This window comes from Phenylobacterium sp., from assembly GCF_030654915.1.
Taxonomy (GTDB): Bacteria; Pseudomonadota; Alphaproteobacteria; order Caulobacterales; family Caulobacteraceae; genus Phenylobacterium.
On the sequence record NZ_JAURWM010000124.1, the window covers coordinates 1 to 3865 of the forward strand.

General features: G+C 68.3%; 4 protein-coding genes and 1 pseudogene. 4 read left to right on the forward strand and 1 reads right to left on the reverse strand.

The annotated features are described in order from the left end of the window. From Q7T84_RS06375 to Q7T84_RS06390, 4 genes are all read left to right on the forward strand, one after another. Window positions 1-440 (forward strand): aromatic amino acid lyase (locus Q7T84_RS06375; protein ID WP_304806915.1); only part of this gene is annotated, 440 nt, incomplete at its 5' end. After that, entirely contained in the window at window positions 437-1249 is an 813-nt protein-coding gene (gene hutG / locus Q7T84_RS06380; RefSeq protein ID WP_304806916.1) for an N-formylglutamate deformylase, read from the forward strand. The genes Q7T84_RS06375 and hutG, both read left to right, overlap by 4 nt. A gap of 8 nt (window positions 1250-1257) precedes the next feature. Beyond that, entirely contained in the window at window positions 1258-2925 is a 1668-nt protein-coding gene (hutU, locus tag Q7T84_RS06385; protein WP_304806917.1) for a urocanate hydratase, read from the forward strand. Then, the gene (locus tag Q7T84_RS06390; RefSeq protein WP_304806918.1) at window positions 2925-3512 is read left to right on the forward strand and encodes a HutD family protein; all 588 of its coding nucleotides are present in this window, start codon (window positions 2925-2927) and stop codon (window positions 3510-3512) included. The genes hutU and Q7T84_RS06390 overlap by 1 nt, the downstream gene beginning before the upstream one ends. Here the strand turns inward: Q7T84_RS06390 and Q7T84_RS06395 are convergent. Continuing rightward, window positions 3473-3865, reverse strand: a pseudogene (locus Q7T84_RS06395) (L,D-transpeptidase); the annotation flags it as partial. The gene Q7T84_RS06390 and the pseudogene Q7T84_RS06395 sit on opposite strands and share 40 nt — an antisense overlap.

Sequence of the window (3865 nt, forward strand, 5' to 3'; positions counted from 1 at the left end):
CGGGCCTGCCGGCGTTCCTGACGCCCAAGCCTGGCCTCAACTCCGGCTTCATGATCCCGCAGGTCACGGCCGCCGCCCTGGTCTCGGAGAACAAGCAACGGGCCTATCCGGCCAGCGTCGACTCGATCCCGACCTCGGCCAACCAGGAAGACCACGTCTCGATGGCCGCCCACGGCGCGCGCCGGCTGCTCGCGATGGTCGAGAACGCCACCGCCGTGATCGGCATCGAACTGCTGGCGGCGGCCCAGGGCTGCGACTTCCACGCCCCCCTGACCTCCAGCCCGGCGCTGGAATCGGTGCGCGCCCTGCTGCGCGCCAAGGTCCCGCACCTGACCGACGACCGTCACTTCCACCCCGATATCGAAGCGGCCAACCTGCTGGTGCGTTCCGGCGCGGTCTGCGACGCCGCCAACGGCGCCGCCCTGCCCGGCGTCGCGTGATGGACTGGCTGGAGGTGCATCGCGGCGACGCGCCGCTGGTGGTCAGCTTCCCGCACACGGGAACCGAGCTCCCCGCAGACGTCGAGGCGCAGCTGATCTCGCCCTGGTTGGCCCGCAAAGACGCCGACTGGTGGATCCACAGGCTCTACGGCTTCGCCCGCGAGCTAGGCGCCACCACCGTGCGCACGTCGATCAGCCGCAGCGTCATCGACGTGAACCGCGATCCCTCCGGCGCTTCGCTCTATCCGGGCCAGGCGACGACGGAACTGTGCCCGACCACCACCTTCGACGGCGAGCCGCTGTATCTGGGCCGAGAGCCAGACGAGGCCGAAATCGCGCGGCGGCGGATGACCTATTTCGAGCCCTACCACACCGCCCTGGCCGCCGAACTCACGCGGCTGCGCGGGCTCCACGGCAAGGTGGTGCTGTATGAGGCCCATTCGATCCGCTCGGTGATCCCGCGCCTGTTCGAGGGGCCGCTGCCCAACTTCAACCTCGGGACCAATTCCGGAGCCAGTTGCGACGATGGCCTAACCGTCGCGGTCGAAGCCGCCTGCGACGCCAGTTCGTTCAGCCGCGTGACGAACGGTCGCTTCAAGGGCGGCTGGACGACCCGCCACTATGGCCAGCCCAAGGACGGCGTCCACGCCATCCAGATGGAACTGGCCTGCCGGGGCTACATGGACGACCCGGCGGCGGCGCCCACGCCTTCGACCTGGCCCACCCCCTATTCCGAAATCCAGGCCGCGCCGATGCGCGCGGCCCTCACCGATGTCCTGAAGGCGTGCCTCGCCTTCGCCAAAGTCTGAGCCATTCCATGACCCGCCTCGACCCCACCCGCGTCATCCGCCCCGCCACCGGGACCAAGCTCTCGGCCAAGAGCTGGCTGACCGAAGCGCCGCTGCGCATGCTGATGAACAACCTGCACCCCGACGTGGCCGAGCGGCCGGAGGAACTGGTGGTCTATGGCGGCATCGGCCGCGCCGCCCGCGACTGGGAAAGCTACGACAAGATCGTCGAGACCCTGCGCCGGCTCGAGGACGACGAGACCCTGCTGGTGCAGTCGGGCAAGCCGGTCGGGGTGTTCCGCACCCACGCCGACGCGCCGCGCGTGTTGATCGCCAACTCCAATCTGGTGCCGCGCTGGGCGACCTGGGAGCATTTCAACGAGCTCGATCGCAAGGGTCTGGCTATGTACGGCCAGATGACCGCCGGCTCGTGGATCTACATCGGCGCCCAGGGCATCGTTCAGTGCACCTATGAGACCTTTGTCGAGATGGGCCGCCAGCACTATGCTGGCGATCTGTCGGGCAAGTGGCTGCTGACCGCCGGGCTGGGCGGCATGGGCGGCGCCCAGCCGCTGGCCGCCGTAATGGCCGGGGCCTCCTGCCTGGCCATCGAGTGCCAGCCCTCGCGGATCGAGATGCGCCTGCGGACCGGCTATCTAGACAAGGCGACCGAGGATCTGGACGAGGCGTTGGCCTGGATCGAGCAATCCTGCGCCGACAAGACCCCGATCTCGGTCGGCCTGCTCGGCAACGCCGCCGAGTTGCTGCCCGAACTGTTCAAGCGCGGCGTGCGCCCTGACCTGCTGACCGACCAGACCTCCGCCCACGATCCGATCAACGGCTACCTGCCCAAGGGCTGGAGCCTGGAGCGCTGGGCCGCCATGCGCGAGCAGGACCCCAAACAGGTCGACGAAGCGGCCCGCGCCTCGATGGCCGAGCATGTCCGGTCGATGCTGGACTTCCAGGCCGCCGGCGTTCCTACCGTCGACTACGGCAACAACATCCGCCAGATGGCCAAGGAAGAGGGCGTCGCCAACGCCTTCGATTTCCCGGGCTTCGTGCCGGCCTACATCCGCCCGCTGTTCTGCCGCGGCATCGGCCCGTTCCGCTGGGTGGCTCTGTCAGGCGATCCCGAAGACATCGCCCGAACCGACGCCAAGGTGAAGGAGCTGATCCCGGACAACCCGCACCTGCACAACTGGCTCGACATGGCCGGCAAGAAGATCAAGTTCCAGGGCCTGCCCGCCCGCATTTGCTGGGTCGGTCTGGGCGATCGCCATCGCTTGGGCCTGGCCTTCAACGAGATGGTCGCCTCGGGCGAACTGAAGGCGCCAATCGTCATCGGCCGCGACCACCTGGATAGCGGCTCGGTCGCATCCCCCAACCGCGAGACGGAGGCCATGCGCGACGGATCCGACGCGGTGTCCGACTGGCCACTGCTGAACGCCCTGCTCAACACCGCATCGGGCGCGACCTGGGTTTCGCTGCACCATGGCGGCGGTGTCGGCATGGGCTTCTCACAACACTCGGGCATGGTCATCGTCTGCGACGGCACCCAGGCCGCCGCCAAGCGCATCGAACGCGTGCTGTGGAACGACCCGGCGACCGGCGTCATGCGCCATGCCGACGCCGGCTATGAGATCGCCCTCGAGGTCGCTCGCGAAAAGGGTCTCGACCTGCCGGGCATCCTCGGCTGATGCGGGTCCTGCGCGCCGCCGATCGCACGCCGACGCCGTGGAAGAACGGCGGCGGGGTGACGCGGGAGGTGGCGATCTGGCCGCCAACCGCAGTCCTGGACGCCTTCGACTGGCGGATCAGTATCGCCGACGTGTCGCGAGGGGGGCCGTTCTCGGCCTTCCCCGGCGTCGATCGGGTCCTGACGGTGATCGAGGGATCAGGCCTGGAATTGGCGGTCGAGGGCCTCGCAGCCGTCACACTCGACGCCGCCGTCCCCTTCGCCTTTCCGGGCGACGTGGCCTGCGCCGCCACGCTTCACCAAGGCCCCATCCGCGATCTCAACCTGATGGTCCGCCGCGGCGCCTACGTCACCCGCGTAAGGCGCGTGGATGGCCCGGCGATCATTGATGGCGCGGCCGAGACAACCTTCGTGCTGGCGCTGGAGGCGACTAAGGCCGGCGACGAACACCTTGCCGCCCAAGACGCTGTGATCCTTGCCCGCGGGGAGAGCCTGTCCGTGGGCGCGGGCCGGCTGATCCTAGCTGAAATCGACCCTGCGTCAGGGGGTCAGGGCAACAGCCCCGAGACAGCGCCCGCCTTCGCTTGAAGCGACGGGAAGACCTCATCCAACGACGTCGCTTCCGGCAGAATGTAGACCACGCCGCTAGTGCCCATGAAGGTTGGTCGCACCACCTCTTCATAGAAGGCGGCCGCGACGTTGATGCAGCCAAAGGTGATACGGTTGTCCTCAGGAGTCGGGGACGCCAAGCGTTCCAGGCGGTGTTCCTTGGGATTTGTGGTGACCACCGGGTGCAGCGAGACGGAGGTCTCGTAGTCCACCCAAAGGACGGTCTGGCCGCCATAGGCTGGGCCATAGCTGGCGACAAAGCGTCCGGCCGGCGTCGTGCGGTCTGCAGGAGGGATGTCGGACAACTCGAGGTCGCCCACGCCAGGCGCCGA

Excerpts from the sequence above, each read along its gene's own strand:
- Q7T84_RS06390 (WP_304806918.1), top strand. The coding sequence starts at position 2,925 with ATGCGGGTCCTGCGCGCCGCCGATCGCACGCCGACGCCGTGGAAGAAC.
- hutU (WP_304806917.1), top strand. The coding sequence starts at position 1,258 with ATGACCCGCCTCGACCCCACCCGCGTCATCCGCCCCGCCACCGGGACC.